Here is an 18,209-nt window from a genome sequence, read left to right as displayed (position 1 = left end):
AAAAGAATAGGTGAAAAGTATAGGAAACTGTTGGTGCTCCATTTAAGTGTACGGTAGCGCACACTATGGATGTAAGGGCAGCAGACATCAAAATAAAAGGAGTAGGATCAACCAAGGATTTAGGAATTAAAGCAAGGGTCTGTAGACATTTCATAAATGGCTTGCGCTGTAGGCTAAAACTGAGCAGATCAGGCATGAAACGCAGGGAATAGCGAGACTATTGCCAAGTTTCATAACGCAATCTGAGAAAGTTTTAGCCACAGCCTTAGCAAAAACAAGCACTGCTTTGTTTGCAGTGCAAGGCGCAGCGAAGGACAAGCATATTTTTTTGCTGCTATTTCGTTATGAGTCAGTCATTTAGAATGACTAAATTTCCTGCCTCATGCCTTATATCAGTTAAAAAATATGCGTAGTCGCAAACATAGACGAAGTGTCTACAGCCCCTAAATCTCGACAATAAAAGTAACGCTTAAAAAATGTAACAAGAAGAGAGATTGACATGGAAACAGTTCAACCGAAGTCAGGTCTGACTTCAAAAATTATATGGCTTTTGGTCGCTATATTGGGTGCAGTATCTTTTGGGATATTGGCAGTCAGTAGAGGCGAACACGTCAATGCAGTCTGGTTAGTTTTAGCTGCGGTCTGTGTCTATAGCATTGCATACCGCTTCTACAGTTTATTTATTGCCACCAAAGTATTTGAGTTAAATGAGCGACGCTTAACGCCCGCACATCGTTTGGCTGACGGTTTAGATTATGTGCCCACCAATAAAAGTGTGTTATTTGGTCACCACTTTGCCGCGATTGCAGGTGCAGGCCCTTTAGTTGGGCCTATTCTTGCAGCACAAATGGGTTATTTACCTGGCACGATCTGGCTTTTAGTCGGGGTGGTGTTGGCAGGTGCAGTCCAAGACTTTTTGGTTTTGTTTATTTCTACACGTCGTGATGGGCGTTCTTTGGGAGAAATGGCAAAACAAGAGTTGGGTTCATTTGCTGGTGTGATTGTCATGCTGGGTGCGCTGGGCGTGATGGTGATTATTCTTGCCGTACTCGCTTTGGTTGTCGTGAAAGCTTTAACCAATAGTCCGTGGGGCGTATTTAGTATTGCAGCCACCATCCCAATTGCGATTTTCATGGGCATTTATATGCGTTTTATTCGCCCGGGGAAAATTGCTGAGGTTTCCATTATTGGTTTTGTCCTGATGATGATGGGTATTATTTATGGTGAAAATGTTGCACAGCATCCATTCTGGGGGCCTTTATTTACTTTAAGTGGCACAGAATTAACGTGGTGTTTAATTGCCTACGGTTTTATTGCTTCAGTTTTGCCAGTGTGGTTGTTATTGGCGCCACGTGATTATTTATCGACGTTCTTAAAAATTGGTGTTATTGCGGGTTTGGCTGTCGGGATTGTGTTTGCAATGCCTGAAATGAAGATGCCTGCGGTGACCCATTTTATTGATGGTACAGGGCCAGTATTTGCGGGTTCATTGTTCCCATTCTTATTTATTACCATTGCCTGCGGTGCGATTTCAGGTTTCCACGCCTTAGTGTCTTCAGGTACGACGCCAAAACTAGTCAATAACGAAAAAGACATTCGGATGATTGGTTATGGCGGCATGTTGATGGAGTCTTTCGTGGCAATCATGGCAATGATTTGTGCCACGGTGCTAGACCCAGGCGTGTACTTTGCCATTAATGCACCCACTGCAGTTTTAGGTACAACGGTGGAAAGTGCAGCAGAAGCGGTACGAAATTTAGGCTTTGTAGTGACTCCTGAGGCTTTAACCATTTTGGCAAAAGAAGTCGGTGAAAGCTCGATTCTGTCACGTACGGGTGGTGCGCCAACGTTTGCAATTGGTATGGCACATATCATCACCGAGATTTTTAATAACCGCTCGATGATGGCATTCTGGTATCACTTTGCCATTTTATTTGAAGCCTTATTTATTTTAACTGCAGTAGATGCAGGCACACGTGCTTGCCGTTTTATGGTGCAAGATACTGTAGGTATTGTTATTCCTGCAGTGAAAAATTCACATAACTTCTTTGGTAACTTGCTTGGCACAGCAGTTGCGGTGGCTGGTTGGGGCTTCTTCGTCTACCAAGGCGTGGTCGATCCTTTAGGCGGTATTAACAGCTTATGGCCACTGTTTGGTATTGGTAACCAAATTTTGGCAGCGATGGCACTCATTTTAGGTACAGTGATTCTGTTTAAAATGAAAAAAGAAAAATATGTTTGGGTGACGATTATCCCAACGGTTTTCTTGTTCATTACTTCAATGACCGCAGGCTGGCAAAAGATTTTCCATGACAATCCAAAAATTGGTTTCTTGGCGCAAGCGGATCGTTTCAGTGCAGCAATTCAACGTAATGAAATTTTAGCACCTGCTAAAACAGTGACTGAAATGCAAACCATTGTGATGTCCAATCAAATTAATGCCGTGTTATGTGGTTTCTTTATGATTGTGGCATTTGTGATGTTGTTCGCTGCCATTGGGGTGATTCGTCGTGCATTGGCAAATCCAACGCCAACCGTACATGAAGCCGAAGCGATTTATCGCGATCCTGAAACGATTCAGCCGAATAGCGGTCATTAGGAGTGAGCACATGATTAAGCTTAAATTTGCCCAACAAGGTAAAACGGTGATTTACAACATCATTAAAATGACCATCATGTCGCAAAAGGATTTGATTCTGAATCCGAAAAACTGGTCGCGTATCGCTACTTTATGGCAGCGTTTGCAACAAAGTTTTCGTTTAATGGTTGGTGTACCCGATTATCAGAACTATTTGGAACACATGCGTAAGCATCATCCAGATTTAGAAGCCATGGATGCGAAGACTTTTTATCGTTACTGTGTCGATGCGCGTTATCCATCGGCAAAAGGTGGTTTGAAAAAGTGTCCGTGTTAATCCCGCATCAGGATGGAAATGTATAGAGATATGGGCTGCTTAACCCTCAGTGTTTAGGCAGCTTAGAATATCTTTAGGATTTCTTTGGAAATTTAGAAAAACGGTGTATGTTTAAACATGCGCCGTTTTTTTCGGGATAAGGGGATTTACTGTGATTTGGGGTACAGAAAAAGTTCAAAAACAACAACTGACGCAAGCGCAGCAACAGCTCAATGCACAGATTGAATCTTATGCTGGAAAAATTCAGGCTTTTTTGACTGAAATTAATACCATTATTTTAGATAAAGAACAGCAGACCAAATTGGCGTTAAGTTGTTTGTTGGCGGGCGGGCATGTGCTTTTTGAAGATTTACCCGGATTAGGTAAAACGACTTTATCGAGTGCCTTATCGCACTTGGCGGGTCTGCAATTTCAGCGTATTCAGTTTACCAATGACATGCTGGCCAGTGATGTGATTGGCGTGAATATGTTTAATCAAAAAGAACATCAATTTGAGTTTAAGCAAGGCCCTATTTTTACCCAAATTTTATTGGCAGATGAAATTAACCGTTGTTCGCCTAAAACCCAAAGTGCCTTGTTGGAAGCGATGGAAGAAGGCGCGGTTACGGTGGATGGTGTGCGTTATAGCTTGCCGCAACCTTTTTGGGTGATTGCCACACAAAATCCACTGTTTCAAAGTGGTACTTATGCGCTGCCAGAATCACAGCTTGATCGTTTTTTAATGCGTCTGTCTTTGGGTTATCCATCGCGTTTTGCTGAAAAAATGCTGTTGCAACAAAACTCCAGACATGCGCTGATTGCCAGTTTGGCCCATATTTTTACTGAAACAGAAATTTTAAATTTACAGCAATTGGTCACAGAAATTTATGTGTCAGATACCGCGCTAGACTACTTACTCGACTTAGCCGCAGAAACCCGTAAAGCGCGTCACGGATTATCTACCCGTGGTGTTTTGGCACTTAAAAAAGCAGCGCAAGCACATGCCTTAATTGAGCAACGCAGTTTTGTCACTGCCGATGATATTCAAGCGGTATTTGTGGCAGTTGCCGCACATCGTATTGGATTGAGTGAGGCAGAAACTTTGCATGTGATGCAACAGGTTAAAGTGAGTTAGTACACGCATGTTTAAGCAGGCATGGCAAAACTGGATCAAGACACGTTTTAAGTTTGATCGACACAAAACCTTAAAACAAAAAGATATTTTGGTTTTTATTTACCAACAGGGTTATCTGTATTTAGTGCTGATTTTAATCACGTTTATTGCAGGTGTGAATTATGGCAATAACCTGATTTTAGGCTTTTGCTTTTTGATCAGCGCCATTTTATGTATCAGCTTTTATTTGACCTTTAAGCAGTTGCATGAATTAGAGATAGAAATTGTGACTACTGAAGTTGGGCAAGTGGGCGAAGTATTGCAATTACAATTGCATTTCAAACAAGAGGTCGCGCAGGCACGTTATTTATGGATTAAAGCCAATCATCAATTAGAAAAGGTTCTTATTCAAGACACCCAGCAGCAGTATGTATTGACATTTTTTGCGGAGCAACGTGGGCAGTTTAATTTCCCTCATTTACACATTTATTCGGTTTATCCTTTTGGCTTGGTACGTGCGTGGACTTATTTGAATTTGACACGTACCGCGTGGGTTGCGCCCAAAGCCGCCATGTATAGCGCAGAGAATAAACAGCATCAACACAGCTTTCAACCTGATTTAGACGAGTTTCGTGAGCTGCGTGATTTTCAATTGGGCGATTCTTTGCAAGCTGTGTCGTGGAAGCAAGCGGCACGAGGGCAAGGCTTATATGTCAAAGTTTTTGAACAATATCAGGATCAACAGAGTATCGACATTCACTATGAACACATGCCTGCACCGACCCACGAAGAAATACTAAGTTTGATGATGGGCTTAGTTGAACAATGTGAACAACAACAGTTGAATTATGCGATGTTTTTGCCGCATGCGACCCTTGAAAAAGGCGTAGGCGAGCGGCAGTTGAAACAGGCAAAAATTCTTTTGGCACAGGCTTGATGATCATGCACAATTCGATTCAGCAATCTATTCTGCTTAGCCTGATCGTAATTTTGGCTGCTCACATGCTGTTTAGCCCTGTGGCATTGAGTGTCATTTTCGGACTCATGTTGTTGCTGTTGTATCTTCACTATAAAAACAAGACAGCGCGTATTTCTAAAGTTTGGACTTATGGATTGACCTGTTGTGCCTTAGCCAGCATTTATTTGAGTTATAAAAGCCTGATTGGTGTAGAGGCAGGGGTTGCCTTATTAAGCACCTTTTTGTTTGCCAAAGCTTTAGAAAGTCATACTCAGCGCGACCTGATTATTTTATTTAATTTTGCGCTTTTTGTGAGCGCCAGTTCATTTTTATACAGCCAGAGCATGTGGATGACCGTGTTGGTCATTCTATGTTTAATCAGTTGTTTAATTGGGTTATATCGGATTCAAAAAAGTGCATTTTCAGATTATGCGTCGCGTCATTCGAGCAGGCAAGATGCAAAGCATGACCTTAAAAATGTCGCCAAGTTTATCGCATACGCTTTGCCATTCTTTTTATTATTGTTTTTATTCTTTCCACGTTTACCGCCATTGTGGCATGTACCTATTCCTGATGCCAAAGGCGTGACAGGTATTAGTGACACGATGTCACCGGGCGATATTGCCGAATTATCACAATCTTCTGCTTTGGCATTTCGTATTGTGGGGAATATGCAGCAACTGCCGCCACGTTCAAAACTATATTGGCGGGCGATGGTACTTGATCAATATGATGGTCGCACATGGACAAGCAATTTTAGCAATCAACAACCCGTTCAGGCAGCACAATTACAGCCAGAGCAAGTCGATTTTCAGTATCAATATATTGCAGCAGACCCACGTGCACAGTGGATTATGGCGCTGGAAAAATCTGTACCGAATCAACACGGTTATGTATTACGCCGTGATTGGAGTATGGTGCCACAGCGTCAAAATGGTCGGATTCAACCGATTGCTTTGCAGTGGGTTGGGGAATCCGCACGTATTCAAGGGGATGATGCACAGAACGAGCGTTATCGACGCTTTAGCCAGCGTTTAAATGTTCAGGTACAGACGCAATCTGACCCAAAAGCTCAGCAATTTGCCCTGCAGATGTTTGCTCAAAGTCAGCAACAACCTGAACGCTACGTGCAGAATGTATTGCAGTGGTATCGCAATAATGGCTTTAGTTATACCTTAAAACCTGGAATGCTCGGACAAAACCGAGTCGATGAATTCTTGTTTCAGAGTAAGCAAGGTTTTTGTGAACATTATGCCTCAAGTTTTGCCTTATTGATGCGTTATGTCGGGATTCCAGCGCGTGTAGTCGTGGGCTATCAGGGTGGGGAACTTGCACCCGATGGACAAAGCTGGGAAGTACGACAGCAAGATGCACATGCTTGGACAGAAGTGTTGCTCAATCAACAATGGGTACGCATAGACCCGACAGCCATCATTGCACCTCAACGTATAGATGATGGTATGCAAAACCTAATGGCAGATGATCGGGCCGTTTTGGGTGCTGACACACAAATGTGGCAATACCAACATTCTAATTTTATTCGTTCTTTACGGGTGTGGAGTGATTATGCAAGTTATCAATGGCAAAGCAAGGTCGTGGGTTATGATGCCGAGTCACAGCGTCACTGGTTTGGACGCTTAGGGCTGCACTCAAACTATGCTTTGGCAGCGGTGTTGGTTTCAAGTATTCTCATGATCTTAGCAGGGTATTTTGGCTGGATTTTTTGGAAAAAACGTCAGCAAGGTTCTCGCATAAATCGTGCCTTAGACAAATTTTCTAAAAGATTGCCCGCTCAGTTGCAAAAACAGGATGCAGAAACAGTGAGTGTGTGGATGCAGCGTTTAGCAGCGCAGGTAGATGCAAATGAACAAGAGGCATTTAAGCGTTTAGGCGTGTGCTATCAACAATATTCTTATGCGCCTGAACATGACCGTGTTTCAGAGCAGGTGTTTTTTGATTTGCTTAAAACTTGCTCGGATGTGTTGAAAAAACACAGAAAGGACTTGTCTTAAAAATCAAAACTGAATATGATGCGAAGCACTTTAGGCGTATAGCTCAGTTGGTTAGAGCGCTACGTTGACATCGTAGAGGTCTCCAGTTCGAGTCTGGATATGCCTACCATATACAAAACAAAGACTTATAAGCAAATCAACTGCTTATAGGTCTTTTTTTATGGGGTTTTGTCGCTGTTTAATTTTGGCGAACTTGGCAAAATTGGCAAAAAATGGCAGTATTTACGACAAATCTGCGACAAGTCTGCGACAAGATGAAATTACCAAAACCTAGAAAAAGGGGCGAGACGTACACAATTACAATCTCGCATCAAAATAAAAGATATTATTGCACCCGTGACACTGCAGCTGAGTGTGAGCACTGGGCTGCACTTAAGTTACTTGAGCTAAAAACACAAGAAAAAATTGAGGCAGGCGAGCTTAAGCCAAAATACACGTTTCGCGATTTAAACGATAAATATTTTCAAGATGTCGGTCAATGGAATAAATCTAAATCATCCTTGGCTTGGATCAAAGGTCAGTATAAAAACTTTGAGATAAGATTCGGTTCGCTGGCTCAGAAATCAATTTACGACATCAAACCCAAAGATTTAACAATTTGGCGCAACAATCGACTCAATCAGGTTGGTGAAAATACGGTTCTAAAAGAAATATCACATTACAGTGCCATGTTCACTTATGCGCAAAAAGAGCTTTTTCTTTTAGATGAAAATCCTTGGATGCAAATCACCAAGCCTAAAAAACCAAAAGCACGTGCACGTCGAATTCATCCATCAGAAATTGAGATCATGCTTAACGCACTCAATTATGAAATAGGGATGGTCCCAGTACTGCCACAGCACTATGTCGCTTGGGGGTTTTTATTTGCCCTGGAGACCGCAATGCGACGTGGGGAAATTTTAGGCATGGAAAAAAAAGATATTTATGATGAATACGTTCACTTGCCGAAAACCAAAAACGGTGATTCGCGGAATGTCCCGTTATCCGCTGAAGCACTTGAGCTGCTTAAATTAATCCAACACGACGGCCGTCGCATTATTCCTCAGTCAGAAAATGCTTTTCGTTTGATGTGGGAGAAACGCAAGGCAGAGGCAGGATTAAATAATCTGCATTTTCACGATACACGGCATGAAGCGATCACTCGCATGGTACGCATTAGAAAGTTGCCCGTTGAAGTCCTAGCTAAAATCACTGGCCACAAAAAAATTGAGGTTTTGGTAAATACATACTACAACCCAGATGCTAAAGATTTGGTTGAGGCATTTAAGTCTATAGAGAAAAATAAGCCCGCTTGATTAAGCGGGCATTGATCAGTTGATGCGTTTTGGTCCACGTCTGCGTGGTTGTTTTCGTAGTAGCTCATCAGCAGCGTCTGGATCATACATGTGTTTACCATTAGTTCCTTGGTTGATTGCTGCAAGCTTGTTGCGAATGGTTTCATCAGAAAAGCCATACTTAGCGACCAACTCAGCAACAGATACTAATTTACGCTTTTCAAGCTTAAGTGCTGTCACAGTACCACCAAGTAATTTTTGACCAAGCACAATCTGCGGAGCCGAATCTGCATCAATCGTCACAACGAATTCAGGCATTTTCTCCTCCTTTGTCTTTGCGAGCTTCATCCAACGTCTGTGCAAGTAACACAATCCCGACTCGAATGCGTTTGGCCAACTTTGTGACATTTGCTTCATCATAAGTGGCCACATCATTTCTAAATTTTGGGAGTGGGGGACTCATACCTGCTTTCATGTATTCAGTATTGATGTGTGCCACAATCTTGTTTTCCAGGCTACGTTTAAAAGCAGGGTCTTTTAGCATATCAATATGGGACATCACACAACCTCCCGCAATTCTTTAAAATCGCGCTCAGCAACAACGTTAGATAGTTCGAAAATAGCCAAGTCACGTTCAGTTTGTTTATGTTTTACCGCAATAAACTGCCGTGCCTGGTGAGCTGCATCATCAAGTGCATTGTGTGGCACGCCCTCAAATGCAACACTCACACGTGGTGACATCTCAAGAAACGTGCGAAAACACATTTCTTGCCAGAACTTCCATGGCTGGCGCATGTCAAAATAATTCAATGCATTATTAATCCAACGAATATCTGCAATAGAGCCTTTGGACCAGATTTGTGTACATTCATTCACTTTGTAGAATCGCACAAGAGCTGCAAGCGCATCTTGAATATCACGCTCGCCACTAAACGCATCTTTCTTAGCAATCGGGTCTTGCAGATCCCACCAATCCAATGTGGATTGATCAACAGAAAAACCATGTGCTTTAGCGCTTTCAATATCAATCTGCACATGAAAAAATTTATGAATTTCAGCATCGTCAAATACAACAGCACCAATACTGAGTAAAACAGGGCGCTCGCCAATGCCCAGCGTTTCACAATCAACCATTAATTTTTTCATAATGAAATTCCTTTTTTTAATTTCGCTATTTTGTCATTTTGCGCTTTAGTGAATGCTTTTTTGCAGACACAGCACAGGTGGTCTTTACCTTGCTTTCTAATCACAAATGTTTGTTGGCCATGTTTTTTACAGCGACCAATGAATTCTTTTTTTCCATTTATCCAGGCATCTTCACGTGCATTACGATTAAATAAAATACGGTTATCGCTTAGATCGGGTGAATATGTCGGCTCGACAGGTTTATCAATGACACGCGGTTTTTGCTTTGTTGCTTTGCTTTCGCTTACTGCATTAAACATAATTTCGCGCATTGTAGTTTGTGCTGTGCGATTGTATTCATGCCTTTTGGATGCTAATTCCGAGTAACCAAATGGCACTTGCTCAGGTTCGCGTTTTCCTTGCGCTTGCAGCCATTCACGCACCTGCATTTCGAGCGCCTTAGATTCAATTTTTTTAGAAAAAATCGCATGGTCCATTACAACTGGAGTATTCATCATGATAGCTCCCCTAATTTTTCAGCAATAAAGCTGGCCGTTTCTGCATTAACAGTTGCAGGTACAACATACTGGCCACCAATAAAATGAAATGAAACAACGAAGTTATTTTGTGTTTCACGGAATTGCACATGGGTTACATTGCGAATATGAACCACATGCAGAATGTCGTTTAAGTCAGTGAATTGCAGCATCGTCGCTCTCCAGCTGCTGCTTTAATGCAGCTTGTTTTCGCTTGAGCTTGAGTTGATGTTCATACGCTTTTAAGACAATAAAAACAGAGAAAACGAACATAAAAGCAATAATGTAAAAAGGCATAAACTCGTTCATGTCACATATTTCTCCGCTTCCAGTGCTGCAAGTAAGTGTTTCTCTTCATCAGACAAATAGCTCAAATACTCTTCATCAATTTCTTTAAGCATGCATTCGCAGCATTTTAATGGGTGATGTTCACAGCCTTCAGGTTCAGGCTGCTCAGCTTCAGCAATTAGGCAATGGCAGCACTGTTCATCAGTGAAATTTGGACATTGCTCTGCACACGGATGTTTAGGCATGATCACTCCACAATTTTTTTGATTGCTCTTCTTTGAGCTGCTTTAGTTTTTTTCGCGCCTCAATCAATTCAGACAGAGATTTTTTCCAAGCTTCAATTTTTCTTCGCTCGTATGGTAGCGGTTGCGTATAAGTGCAGCATATATATATAGATTTGCTATCCTCACTACAGCCATCTAGATAAACGCGAATCTCAAAAAGATCTACATGCCCTGAAAAATCAATAAAGACATGAAAGTCATTGCTATGTGCATCAAATGCGTCTTTCATCAATGCTTTAACTGCAGCATTGATTTTTTGCTTTAGTGCGGGAATTTGATTGCTCATGCTGACTCCTCAATGCGTTGTGCACGCATGGCGTTCGCAACTTGGTTTAGCCAGTTTGCTTTCTCTGCAGAGTCGATGAAGTCGTAGTCAGATGCGGCAGTGATGAATGAGTTCGCTTGAACAATAGCAGTAGTGAATTCGTACTGATTTGTTGCATTCAAGATCGCTTTGATTGCACCGCTAATTTGTGAAGATGCGATGCGCTTGTAGTAATCTAAGTCTGCGACTTGTGGTTGGCCAAAGTCATCGGCGTGGATACGACCACGAACGATTTGATCGAACTGATCATTTGAGGGTGTGGTTTTTTTCATAAAAAGATACCAAGTAAAGTTGATGTATATAAACTAACTTTACTTAGCATATTGTGTCAATAATTAAATTAACTTTACTTAGTTTTATTTAATTTAGATAAATTTTTTAGATGGTTCAAACTTCCCTACATATTTACCTTTGTATTCGCAATTTTCCTTTAGCTCCAAGATATTTGGCTGGAAATTTGGATTTAGCGCCTGCAAATACATGCGCTGATAATCCTTAACCAAGGCCTTGAATGTTGCTTCACCATCGCATTGCGCAACAATCATTTCACCCGTTTGTACATGCTCTATCGAAATATCAGGATCAATACAAATGAAATCACCATCTCTGAAGTGGGGGAAGTTGCTAATTCCACGAACTATCATATAAAAACTGTTTTTCCCTGCATTTGGTGGGGCTGGAAGCCACTGTTCTATATCTGATTTACTGACGGATTGAACATTTGTCCAATTACCAGCTTGAACGTCTGATAATACTGGTAGCATACGTGCCACAGGTCTGAAGTCTTCGACATTTTTAACTTCATCTGTAATGCCATACATAATGTATTCAATTGTTGTTTCTAGTGCTGGTGCCAAGTATTGCAGGCTCTCTAATTTGGGTTTGTTTACATCCTTTTCCCATAGAACTACTGCGGCATCAGAAACTTGGGCAATCTTCCCAAGATCTTTTTGCGTTAATTTTTTTTCTTTACGCAATTTCTTGATTCGATTTCCGACGGTATTCATTGATAAACCTATATTCTAGAAAACTAATTTATGTTAGCTGTTGACCGCTCGATTAAACTCATATTAAATATTACTAAGTTTAGTTAGTTTTGTGGATTTAATATGACTCGAAATGAAGCCCTTCAATTGTTGAATTGCAATTTGTCTGAGATGGCATCACGTCTGAATATCACTACTGCGGCCGTTGCAAAATGGAACAAAGATCAGATACCACCTCTGCGTGAGTATCAGATACGAGAGCTTGCAGCGGGTCGCACTCCTTCTGGCTTGCAGCAATCTAAGCAAAATGTAGTACATGCGAATAATTAAAAAAATGAATGAATTGAGAGATTTTAAACATGCGCTTAACACTTTCAGAACGTCGATCAAGAACGGTCATGTCATTAGAAATGGCATTAAAAGCTGCTGTATATCGCCCTAATGATGATTCGCTTATGTCTCAAATTGCTGAGAAAAATGCATTTAACATTAATACTTTTAGAAGCTCATTAAACCCAAGTACGCATACACATAAGGCGAATATTTACCATTTGGAAGCGGTACTCGCAGAAACCCGCGATGCAGGGATTATGGATAGCTTGTGTGCAATTCATGGCAATGCTGCATGGTTTGAGTTGCCAGATGTCAAAAGGCTAGTTGGAGTCGACTACATCAACAAAATCGGAAAATTAGCAAAAGAGCAAGGGGAGCTATCGCAGTCTATTGCTACGGCTATTTCAGACAACCGAGTCAACCAAGATGAATATGATGTGATTCATAAAGATGTAATGGATCTCATACGTGTTGCGCTGACTTTGCTTGCAATGGTGGAAAACCATAAAAGTTTAATGGATGGTGATTGATGAGTAAGCCAAAATTTCAAACCGATGATGTCAAAGCCAAAGCTCAAGGTATTTGGGCAGATACAATTTTCCCGCGCTTTGGTATTGACGTTATTTTCAAAAAGAAAACAGCATGTCCAGCATGTGGTGGCACTGACCGTTTTCGTTATGACGATAAAAATGGCAATGGTGATTATTTCTGTCAGCAATGCGGAGCTGGAGACGGAATTAGCCTGATTCAAAAAGTCACAGGCTTAACATTCCCTGAAGCATTATCTGAAGTCGCTTCAATTGTTGGGCTAGATGCTACATCACAAATTACCGATGCAGATCGCGCACGTTGGCGCAAAGAAAAAGAATTGCGTGACAAAGAGCGTCGAGAGCTTGAATTAAAACGTCAAGAACAAATTTCACGCAAGGCTGAAGGCTTGTGGCGTGGGGCGTATTTGGGTGAATTTAGTCAATATCTAAAAGATAAACAGGTAGATAAAGACCCAAATATCAAAATCACTCACGATGGAAATTTACTTATTCCAGCATACGATGAAAACGGAAAAATGTGGAATTTACAAACCATTGAGCCAGATGGCCATAAGTATTTTATCACTGGCGATGTAAACGAAGTTGGAGAATATGAGAGCGGTGGCGGGCGTACAGGCGGCTGTTTTTTCGTGATTGGTGAAGTACAGCCCGATCTATACGATACACACATCATTTGTATTGCCGAAGGTTACGCCACAGGCATGTCTATTCACATGGCAACAGGCTATCCAGTTGCACTTTCATTTGTGGCCAATAATTTACCAAAAGTGGGTGCTGCACTCAGAAAAAAATATCCAAATGCCAGTTTTGTTTACTGTGCAGATGATGACTCTGCAAAACAAAGCACGGGTCTAAAGTATGCAACTGAAGCACAAGGCATTACGGGCGGCATTGTAGTGTTGCCCAATTTTACGCAAACGAAGGAGTCTATTGCATGAATTCTAAGGTCTATACGGACTTCAACGATTTGCATGTTGCTTGTGGGTTAAAGGAGGTCAGTAGGCAGATTAGCCTGGCCATATCTACCTTGAAGTTTTCCCCCGAACCCCCTAAAAACGCAATCAACAATTTTTGGGGGAAAGACCCGTATTTTGATCAAAATCTTGTTGTTGAGCCAAGCGGGGGGGCGGGTATTTCACAGGAAAATACTGCATCACCTGCACCTTCACCTGATGACCAAATGGAAAAATGGCTTGCACGATTCTGCCTGATTGAAGGTGAAACAAACGTTTGGGATGACTACGGCAAAAAGATTTGGAAAAAAACTGCATTTCAAACCATGCTCGGTGGCAAAAAAGGTTTTGATGCATGGAATTCACACCCAAAACGCAAAACAATTTCTGCAGATGATGCAAATGGCCGTGCTACTGGTGAAAACCATGCTAAGGCAAAAGAAATGATTGACCGTTTTATTATGCTCGAAGGAAAAAAATCATGTTGGGATACATTTCGTCGTGAAATGGTCAGTACAGATGTGATGAAGGATAACTGGGCAGGTGCATACGATATGTGGGCCAAATCGCGAGATAAACGCATGATTTGGCATGAAGACTTGGTATTTGTGCCATCTATGCATATTCGTGAAGGTCAGATCAATACTTACGACGGCATGGAGATTTCCCCGATTTTGGATGAGCACAACCAAATTGTTGCTCAAGGCGATGCTTTTGAAATGTGTATCCCCATCATCAATTTGCTGAAATTTTTATGTGGCAAAGAAACCGAAGCCTATGAATGGCTCATAAAGTGGCTGGCATATCCGCTACAACACCCAGGTGCAAAAATGAATACTTCAGTGCTCATGTGTAGTGCTGTGCAAGGTTCGGGTAAATCATTATTTTTTGAAAAGATCATGACCCGTATTTACGGTGAAAAATACTCGGTTACGCTTGGCCAAAATGGTCTTGAATCCATTTATACAGACTGGGCAGAACGTAAACTTTACTGCCTTTTTGAAGAAATTTTTAACAATAAATCCAAGTTCGGCATGATGGGTTTGATCAAACACATGATCACGGGTGAAAAAATCCGTATTGAAAAAAAGTTTATGTCTGGTTATTCACAAAATAACCATATCAACTGCGTGTTTCTATCCAATGAAGTGCAGCCGCTGGCAATTGAAGAGCGTGATCGAAGATTCTTGGTGCTTGAACCGAATCAAAAATTGGCAGATGACTTAAAGAAGCTTATTGAAACCTGTTTAGAACCAAACAGTAGCGCAATCAGTGCATTTTACACTTACTTGCTGTCCATAGATTTGAAAGACTTTACTCCGTACACAGAGCCACCCATGACTAAAGCCAAGCACAAAATTATTCAATTTGGTTTGCCTGGCTGGAAGTTATTTTTAGATGACTGGCGTGCAGGTGTTTTAGATAACCCGTTTGTGTGCTGTTTGTCAGATGATTTGTATGTTGCATATCGCCAGTGGTGTCACAAAAATGGAGAGAAAACCATTCCTGCCAACAAGTTTCTTAGCTTGATTGCATCGGAGCGTGTTGTGGCCAAAGGGCATGGTCGGATCTATGAAGATATTGTTGCTGGTGGAACTTATCAGGAAAAGCGAAAAGAAGTGCAACGACGCATGATTTTTACCTGTGCCCCGCCACCAAATATAAAACAAGCCGATTGGCTATCTTCACAAGTAAAGCAATTCCGTGATAAGTTAAAAGGAGATCACGATGTACCACCTGTATTATAAAAAAATAACTTCAATTGTTACGGGTGTTACGGGTCTGTTACGGGCTTTTTCTCAACCCCGTAACAGTGTCTACGCCTTACCACACAAGACTTTCAGACCCCCTGTTACGGCTGTTACGGGCTTTTGCACGCGCGCGCACGCGGGAAAAAACTCACTTCGCATCATTTTATTAAACTCTATAACCCCTAAATATTTTCCCGCGCGAGGAGAATCCCCCGTAACACCCGTAACATCCGTAACAACAATTGATTTTAAATAACTTTTTTTAGTGTCTACCCGTAACAACCCCGTAACAAATAGGGGTGTACCCGTAACAATGGTTATTAAATAAACAGGTTTTATAAAAATGGAAAAATATTTGCGTTTATTAAATCCAAAGACAACAAATTTTGATTCAATCGGCGGCGGTAGTCATGGCGCAATTACTGCACAAGATGTTTGTGTGGCATTGAGTTATGCTAAATTGACTCCCCTACAAGACAATTTGATTCGCCTAAAGTGCTTTGGGGCAAATACAGCCAGTAACTTAGAGTTATTTAGTAAATATCTGGTGAATCGGTATTGTGATTTATTTGCGTGTAGAAATATTTCTGCTGAACATTTTGAGGCAGTCACGCTGATTGCTTTGGCTGAGTTCTGCTTAACTCCAGCAGATTACAAACCGACGGTTCGTAACCGCGCTGTACTTGGTGGCGTGCATTACTTGATGGTGCATCGTTATCTGAATGATTCGATTAATGACGTGCTGAATGATTTGCAGGAAGAATTTTCTACAGCTTCTGACAAGCTGATTTTTCAGCTTCGCAAGACTAATTAAAATCAGTATTTGACAATGAAACAAATTTAAGTTAGTTTTTACCACAATGAATAATTGTATTCAGAGCTGTAGTTTCCCCTCAAAGAGCCTTAAAACGGCTCTTTTTTTATAGCTGTATGTCATGCGTGGGGCAGGGCATACAGTCTTTTTTTTAAGGATGACCGCATGGCAAATAATCAGATGATCGCTCGCATCTCAGTGCAGATGCCTAAACGTCGAATGGTATTGCTCGCAGCACTACACGCAGTAGATTCAATTGTGCAGCTAAAGATCACAGATCAATTACGGAAATTATTAATCAAACGGTCAGTCAAAGTGGTTCAAGTCAAACATGAAAAGAGCGCCTCAGAAAGCTAAACGCCCATGTATTGTGAGCAGCTGCAAAGACTTTGCAACAAATCAAGGGTACTGCGATAAGCATCAAGACAAGATCAGAACTAAAGATCGTGAGCGTGGTACAGCACATCAACGTGGTTATGATGCGCGCTGGAGCAAAGCACGTGAACAGTTCCTTGCTGAACATCCGCTTTGTGTTGAGTGTCGCAAGAAAAATTACATCAACCCTGCAACAGTGGTCGACCATATCATTCCGCATAAGGGAGACAAGGTTCTGTTCTGGGATAAAACAAATTGGCAGTCGTTGTGTGAAACCCACCACAACATCAAGACTGCAACAGAAGATCGGGGCGGTTGGTCTCCAGTGGCAAGACAGGTCAAGGCCAATCGGGACAGCGTAAACAATTTTAAAGTTGGTGATTGTCTGCTTGCTGCAACCGAGTATGCACAGGAATCACTGATGTGTGATGACAAGACAGTGTTCACAGTCATTGAAGTACATGGCAAGACAGTCTTTGTTCAAGATGATGAAGGCAACGGTGGCAGGCTGCATCACTCACATTTCAAGGTGGTGCCATGATGAGTGAAGTTATCTTACTTGGTGATCCTGTTGTCTATCGTGATGACATCAAAGGGTTTGACTCGGTTGGTGTTGTTACCAAGTCTACAGGTTCATCACTTCAAGTACTTTGGAATGATGAAAGCGAATCAAAGACAGAACAGTATGATCGCTTACGCCTTGCAAGGCTTGATGAAGTTGATGTGCACAGTCGAGTAATTAGAGATTTGATTGATGACTGACTTAAGACAATGCGAAATCTGTAAGGCGCAAAACAAATTTAATGGACAGAATGGCAATGGTTATCAACCTGTCAGCCGTCCAGTGCCGCCATATATTGAGCCACCAAGAATAGAAATCATTGAAGACTCAAATGAGGATTTGATCTCATGTGACTGGTTCGCCTGGGTCTTTGGAATTTGTATAGGGATTGGGATTGGTTTCCAATTATCAAAATTTTTTTAATGGGGGATATGGGGTCAAAAGTCAAAAGCGACCTCCTAGAAAAGACCGCCCCCCCGTCAAATTTTCACGTGGTCAAAAGTCCATAGGGGGGTATACCTCCAGATATTTAACAAATATTTTTTTTGGAGGTCTCTATGTCTAGAACTGGTCGTCCTCCTAAATCATTGCAAGAAAAAATTCTATCTGGTTCTCGAATTCGTGTTGACCGAGATGAAGATGCACAAGTGGCAAATGCCGCGGTGGATTTAGGAATGCCAGCTTGTCCAGCTTGGCTGAATAAAAATGCAAAAAAGCATTGGGATAAATTAGGGCCAATCTTGGTGCAGGCGGGATTGCTGTCTGTAGTCGATGGCGATGTGTTCGGTCTGCACTGCGACAACATGGCGGCATACGCTGAAGCGATGAGTCGGCTAGAAGATGCGTCAAAGTGGGTGGCCAAAACCCCAAATGGTTTTGAAGTTCAGGCAGCATGGCTGCAGATCCGCAATAAATTGCAGGAACAAATTATCAAAACTGCGCGAGAGTTTGGTTTGACTCCAGCTGCACGGTCAAATGTTCGGGTGAATAAACCAGAGCAATTGAACTTGTTGGGGGCAGCAACTTCTACTGAAGATGACCCGTATGCGGAATATAACATTCGCCAAAGTTAAG

Annotated in this window: 26 protein-coding genes and 1 tRNA gene; 17 read left to right on the top strand and 10 right to left on the bottom strand. The window is 41.7% G+C overall.

Annotated elements, in window-relative coordinates:
• Positions 1 to 499: 499 nt before the first annotated feature.
• The 7 genes from E0H79_RS05900 to E0H79_RS05870 all read left to right on the top strand — a co-directional run bounded on the left by E0H79_RS05900 (position 500) and on the right by E0H79_RS05870 (position 8,273).
• Positions 500 to 2,599: a carbon starvation CstA family protein gene (locus E0H79_RS05900; protein WP_131261139.1), complete on the top strand. Its 2,100-nt coding sequence runs from the start codon at positions 500 to 502 to the stop codon at positions 2,597 to 2,599.
• Between the two features lie 10 nt (positions 2,600 to 2,609).
• Positions 2,610 to 2,915, top strand: coding sequence for a YbdD/YjiX family protein (locus E0H79_RS05895; protein ID WP_019837636.1), 306 nt, complete (start codon positions 2,610 to 2,612; stop codon positions 2,913 to 2,915).
• Between the two features lie 187 nt (positions 2,916 to 3,102).
• Positions 3,103 to 4,029, top strand: coding sequence for an AAA family ATPase (locus tag E0H79_RS05890; protein WP_131261187.1), 927 nt, complete (start codon positions 3,103 to 3,105; stop codon positions 4,027 to 4,029).
• A 7-nt stretch (positions 4,030 to 4,036) separates the two neighbouring features.
• Entirely contained in the window at positions 4,037 to 4,945 is a 909-nt protein-coding gene (locus tag E0H79_RS05885) for a DUF58 domain-containing protein (RefSeq protein WP_131261138.1), read from the top strand.
• A gap of 5 nt (positions 4,946 to 4,950) precedes the next feature.
• Positions 4,951 to 6,978, top strand: coding sequence for a transglutaminaseTgpA domain-containing protein (locus tag E0H79_RS05880; protein ID WP_131261137.1), 2,028 nt, complete (start codon positions 4,951 to 4,953; stop codon positions 6,976 to 6,978).
• 32 nt (positions 6,979 to 7,010) lie between these two features.
• A tRNA-Val gene (locus E0H79_RS05875) sits at positions 7,011 to 7,087 on the top strand.
• A gap of 145 nt (positions 7,088 to 7,232) precedes the next feature.
• Positions 7,233 to 8,273 (top strand): tyrosine-type recombinase/integrase, encoded by a 1,041-nt coding sequence (locus E0H79_RS05870; protein WP_131261136.1) that lies wholly within the window; start codon positions 7,233 to 7,235, stop codon positions 8,271 to 8,273.
• Positions 8,274 to 8,288: 15 nt separating this feature from the next.
• Here E0H79_RS05870 and E0H79_RS05865 read toward each other — a convergent pair whose 3' ends face one another.
• From E0H79_RS05865 to E0H79_RS05825, 10 genes are all read right to left on the bottom strand, one after another.
• Positions 8,289 to 8,570 carry a DNA-binding protein gene (locus E0H79_RS05865; RefSeq protein ID WP_131261135.1) on the bottom strand — a complete coding sequence of 94 codons (282 nt, stop codon included), beginning with the start codon at positions 8,568 to 8,570 and terminating at the stop codon, positions 8,289 to 8,291.
• Positions 8,563 to 8,811 (bottom strand): hypothetical protein, encoded by a 249-nt coding sequence (locus E0H79_RS05860; protein WP_131261134.1) that lies wholly within the window; start codon positions 8,809 to 8,811, stop codon positions 8,563 to 8,565. Before E0H79_RS05860 ends, E0H79_RS05865 begins: the two co-directional genes overlap by 8 nt.
• Complete coding sequence (locus E0H79_RS05855; protein WP_131261133.1) at positions 8,811 to 9,398, bottom strand: 3'-5' exonuclease; 588 nt, start codon at positions 9,396 to 9,398, stop codon at positions 8,811 to 8,813. Before E0H79_RS05855 ends, E0H79_RS05860 begins: the two co-directional genes overlap by 1 nt.
• Positions 9,395 to 9,895: a hypothetical protein gene (locus E0H79_RS05850; RefSeq protein ID WP_213072759.1), complete on the bottom strand. Its 501-nt coding sequence runs from the start codon at positions 9,893 to 9,895 to the stop codon at positions 9,395 to 9,397. Before E0H79_RS05850 ends, E0H79_RS05855 begins: the two co-directional genes overlap by 4 nt.
• The gene (locus E0H79_RS05845; protein WP_131261132.1) at positions 9,892 to 10,086 is read right to left on the bottom strand and encodes a hypothetical protein; all 195 of its coding nucleotides are present in this window, start codon (positions 10,084 to 10,086) and stop codon (positions 9,892 to 9,894) included. Before E0H79_RS05845 ends, E0H79_RS05850 begins: the two co-directional genes overlap by 4 nt.
• Entirely contained in the window at positions 10,070 to 10,222 is a 153-nt protein-coding gene (locus E0H79_RS15235) for a hypothetical protein (RefSeq protein ID WP_165492520.1), read from the bottom strand. The genes E0H79_RS05845 and E0H79_RS15235 overlap by 17 nt, the downstream gene beginning before the upstream one ends.
• Entirely contained in the window at positions 10,219 to 10,446 is a 228-nt protein-coding gene (locus E0H79_RS05840; protein WP_131261131.1) for a hypothetical protein, read from the bottom strand. Before E0H79_RS05840 ends, E0H79_RS15235 begins: the two co-directional genes overlap by 4 nt.
• The gene (locus E0H79_RS05835; RefSeq protein WP_131261130.1) at positions 10,439 to 10,771 is read right to left on the bottom strand and encodes a hypothetical protein; all 333 of its coding nucleotides are present in this window, start codon (positions 10,769 to 10,771) and stop codon (positions 10,439 to 10,441) included. The genes E0H79_RS05840 and E0H79_RS05835 overlap by 8 nt, the downstream gene beginning before the upstream one ends.
• The gene (locus E0H79_RS05830) at positions 10,768 to 11,082 is read right to left on the bottom strand and encodes a hypothetical protein (protein WP_131261129.1); all 315 of its coding nucleotides are present in this window, start codon (positions 11,080 to 11,082) and stop codon (positions 10,768 to 10,770) included. Before E0H79_RS05830 ends, E0H79_RS05835 begins: the two co-directional genes overlap by 4 nt.
• Positions 11,083 to 11,175: 93 nt before the next feature.
• Positions 11,176 to 11,817 carry a LexA family protein gene (locus tag E0H79_RS05825; RefSeq protein ID WP_131261128.1) on the bottom strand — a complete coding sequence of 214 codons (642 nt, stop codon included), beginning with the start codon at positions 11,815 to 11,817 and terminating at the stop codon, positions 11,176 to 11,178.
• Positions 11,818 to 11,919: 102 nt separating this feature from the next.
• Here E0H79_RS05825 and E0H79_RS05820 point away from each other — a divergent pair, with 102 nt between their 5' ends.
• The 10 genes from E0H79_RS05820 to E0H79_RS05785 all read left to right on the top strand — a co-directional run bounded on the left by E0H79_RS05820 (position 11,920) and on the right by E0H79_RS05785 (position 18,208).
• Entirely contained in the window at positions 11,920 to 12,126 is a 207-nt protein-coding gene (locus tag E0H79_RS05820; protein WP_131261127.1) for a Cro/CI family transcriptional regulator, read from the top strand.
• Between the two features lie 29 nt (positions 12,127 to 12,155).
• A complete protein-coding gene (locus tag E0H79_RS05815; protein ID WP_131261126.1) occupies positions 12,156 to 12,659 on the top strand; it encodes a phage regulatory CII family protein in 504 nt (167 codons plus the stop codon).
• Entirely contained in the window at positions 12,659 to 13,618 is a 960-nt protein-coding gene (locus E0H79_RS15420) for a primase-helicase zinc-binding domain-containing protein (protein WP_171458212.1), read from the top strand. Before E0H79_RS05815 ends, E0H79_RS15420 begins: the two co-directional genes overlap by 1 nt.
• The gene (locus tag E0H79_RS15415) at positions 13,615 to 15,381 is read left to right on the top strand and encodes a DUF5906 domain-containing protein (RefSeq protein ID WP_171458211.1); all 1,767 of its coding nucleotides are present in this window, start codon (positions 13,615 to 13,617) and stop codon (positions 15,379 to 15,381) included. The genes E0H79_RS15420 and E0H79_RS15415 overlap by 4 nt, the downstream gene beginning before the upstream one ends.
• Positions 15,382 to 15,727: 346 nt before the next feature.
• Positions 15,728 to 16,198 carry a hypothetical protein gene (locus E0H79_RS05805; RefSeq protein WP_131261125.1) on the top strand — a complete coding sequence of 157 codons (471 nt, stop codon included), beginning with the start codon at positions 15,728 to 15,730 and terminating at the stop codon, positions 16,196 to 16,198.
• A 165-nt stretch (positions 16,199 to 16,363) separates the two neighbouring features.
• Positions 16,364 to 16,555, top strand: coding sequence for a hypothetical protein (locus tag E0H79_RS15230; RefSeq protein WP_165492519.1), 192 nt, complete (start codon positions 16,364 to 16,366; stop codon positions 16,553 to 16,555).
• Positions 16,530 to 17,114: an HNH endonuclease gene (locus E0H79_RS05800; RefSeq protein WP_131261124.1), complete on the top strand. Its 585-nt coding sequence runs from the start codon at positions 16,530 to 16,532 to the stop codon at positions 17,112 to 17,114. The genes E0H79_RS15230 and E0H79_RS05800 overlap by 26 nt, the downstream gene beginning before the upstream one ends.
• On the top strand, positions 17,111 to 17,335 hold the full coding sequence (locus E0H79_RS05795) for a phosphohistidine phosphatase (RefSeq protein ID WP_416224536.1): 225 nt from the start codon (positions 17,111 to 17,113) through the stop codon (positions 17,333 to 17,335). Before E0H79_RS05800 ends, E0H79_RS05795 begins: the two co-directional genes overlap by 4 nt.
• Complete coding sequence (locus E0H79_RS05790; RefSeq protein ID WP_131261123.1) at positions 17,328 to 17,558, top strand: hypothetical protein; 231 nt, start codon at positions 17,328 to 17,330, stop codon at positions 17,556 to 17,558. Before E0H79_RS05795 ends, E0H79_RS05790 begins: the two co-directional genes overlap by 8 nt.
• Positions 17,559 to 17,692: 134 nt before the next feature.
• The gene (locus E0H79_RS05785) at positions 17,693 to 18,208 is read left to right on the top strand and encodes a phage terminase small subunit P27 family (protein ID WP_131261122.1); all 516 of its coding nucleotides are present in this window, start codon (positions 17,693 to 17,695) and stop codon (positions 18,206 to 18,208) included.
• The last annotated feature ends 1 nt before the right edge of the window (position 18,209 follow it).

Origin of the sequence: Acinetobacter sp. ANC 5045, from assembly GCF_004331005.1 — a bacterium.
GTDB lineage: Bacteria > Pseudomonadota > Gammaproteobacteria > Pseudomonadales > Moraxellaceae > Acinetobacter > Acinetobacter towneri.
This window is presented reverse-complemented; position numbering and strand designations above follow the sequence as displayed.